General features: G+C 50.0%; 2 protein-coding genes. One reads left to right on the top strand and one right to left on the bottom strand.

The window, feature by feature from the left end:
* Nucleotides 1-148: 148 nt before the first annotated feature.
* The gene (locus tag AC3A8L_RS21360) at nt 149-589 is read right to left on the bottom strand and encodes a GNAT family N-acetyltransferase (protein WP_487964297.1); all 441 of its coding nucleotides are present in this window, start codon (nt 587-589) and stop codon (nt 149-151) included.
* Nucleotides 590-950: 361 nt separating this feature from the next.
* On the opposite strand from AC3A8L_RS21360, the gene AC3A8L_RS21365 reads away from it, so the two are divergent.
* Complete coding sequence (locus AC3A8L_RS21365) at nt 951-2,192, top strand: FAD-dependent monooxygenase (protein WP_487964298.1); 1,242 nt, start codon at nt 951-953, stop codon at nt 2,190-2,192.
* Nucleotides 2,193-2,237: the final 45 nt, after the last annotated feature.

The following is a 2,237-nucleotide window of genomic DNA, read 5'->3' on the forward strand; positions in this document are numbered from 1 at the left end:
AATCCACGATGGTTTTTATTTCACCTTGAAAGGGCTGCCCTAATGACCTATATCCGTATAGGCCCCGGCATGCGTCCCTTCGAGCGCCTTGCTGAGAAAACAGGCGCCTTCGTCTAATTGGACAAACTATTATTGCCTCGCCCCTTAGTTATTCATTGTCCAGAACCCAGCCGCGAGGATTGTTTGCAAAACCTAGCGGTGCGTAATATTCGTTAGCGTCGGGTGCGGCCAGTAATATCACCTTACATTTTTTCTGTATCGCTTCGGTCGTATTTTCGATGAGTTTTTTTCCTATGCCTAGTCGTTGGTAATCGTTGTGTACTGCTAGGTCTGAAAGGTAGCAAGCGTAATGGAAGTCGGTCATAGCGCGTGCAATACCAATTAAAGGCTGCCCTTCTGCATTTTCGTCCCAGGCGCTAACAATTAGATTACTGTTATTGATCATCCCGTCGGTGCAAATCACATCCTCGGTGGGGCGGCGCTGCCCGAGTGAGCAATTTTTAAGCAAATGGCGAAAAGCATCTCCGGTTACGATGTTGTTATTCTGGCCGGCAATGTAGGTGTGATAACGGATGCTGTAAGGCGTCATTGTGTAGTCCTTGTTTTTTAGTAACTATTCACGTGGGCCGAAATAATGCTCATCCAAAAGGCGAATTGATTGTTTTCTGGGCATTCAAGCGTCAGGCCTTGCAGGGATGGCAAGGGGGAGAAAACGCAGGAGCACGTTTTCCAGAACGCTTGCATAGTGCCCATGGATGGCTTGAACGGCCCAGAAAATGATCAGTTTGCCGGCCTATTTGTGCATGTTTGAATAGTTACATTTTTTATAAGTTTCTTAGCCGTGTGGGCAAGGAAAGTTGCAGGCGAATACCGTATCATGCGCAAGAATAGAGCACATTTAAAATGACACATTCGACAGTGGCGTTTGATTTTAATGAAAGGTGGGGCTTGTGCAAGAGTTGAGTGGTGTTGAAATAACCGGGCCGTCTATTGGTATTGTTGGTGGCGGTATGGTGGGGGCGGTATTGGCATTATTGCTGTCGCGTAACCTGCCTAGCGCAACGGTTACTTTGTTTGATGGCGAAAAAGCGGATAGTGGGGAGCGGCCCAGTTTTGATCGTCGCTCGACAGCGATTGCGCCATCCACGGAGCAATGTTTCCAGCGCTTAGGCTTGTGGTCGGCCCTTGCTGCACACGCAACGGCGATCCAGCATATTCATGTGTCTGATAAAGGGCACGCCGGCATGGCGCTTTTCGACCCGAGCGATAATGGCGGTGAGCCTTTAGGGTATGTCGTTGATAATGCGGGCATGGGGCGTGTGCTAGCGGAGGCGATAGATAAGCAGCCCCGTGTGCGCTGTATTCAAGCGCGGGTTCAGTCTGTTGCTATGAATGCTTCGGGTGGGATGCTTCATTGGCTGGAGGGTGAAGAGCCTTTCAGTGAAAACTTTAATTTGGTGGTTGTGGCTGATGGTGCAGAATCGACGCTGCGAAAGCAGTTAGGTATCGGTGTGCGCCGTGTCGACTATCACCAACATGCCATCGTGGCGAATGTGCGTCACGAACTCCCTCATCAATTGCAGGCGTTTGAGCGCTTCACCCATCGTGGGCCAATAGCATTGCTGCCAAGGGGCGGGCATGCTCGAAGTTGTGAGAGTGCCCTTGTGTGGACCTGCCCTGAGGGTGAGATTGATGACTATCAATCTTGCGGTGAGGCGGTACTTCTACAGCGCTTGCAGTCTCAATTTGGTTTTAGATTAGGCCGTTTGACGGCAATGAGTACACCGAGCTTTTACCCGTTATCGTTACTGGTTGCCGAGGAGCAAGTGCGTTCCAATGTCGTACTCATGGGGAATGCTGCGCACTTTCTGCACCCTGTTGCAGGGCAAGGTTTCAATTTGTCGGTTCGAGACGCTTTGCGTTTAGTGTCGACGCTGAAAAAGGGGGTGGCCGCAGGGCAGTGCGTGGGTGATTTGGCGGTACTTCAAGATTACGAAAAGCAACAGATGGCTGATCAGCGCAATACCATAGCGCTGAGTCATGGCTTTAATCGTATATTTACGCGAACGCCTTTACCAGTTCAATTATTGCGAACTTCAGGGCTTATCGCGTTGGAGTTAAACCCCATTTTACGCGCGCAATTTATTCGTTTGTTATCTGGGCGCGCACAGCCTGCGGCGCAAGTTGTGTAAGTATTTTTGTAACTATTCAGGTGGGCTCGAAATAATGCCCTCGAA

The sequence above is a fragment of the Marinagarivorans sp. genome, assembly GCF_982758155.1.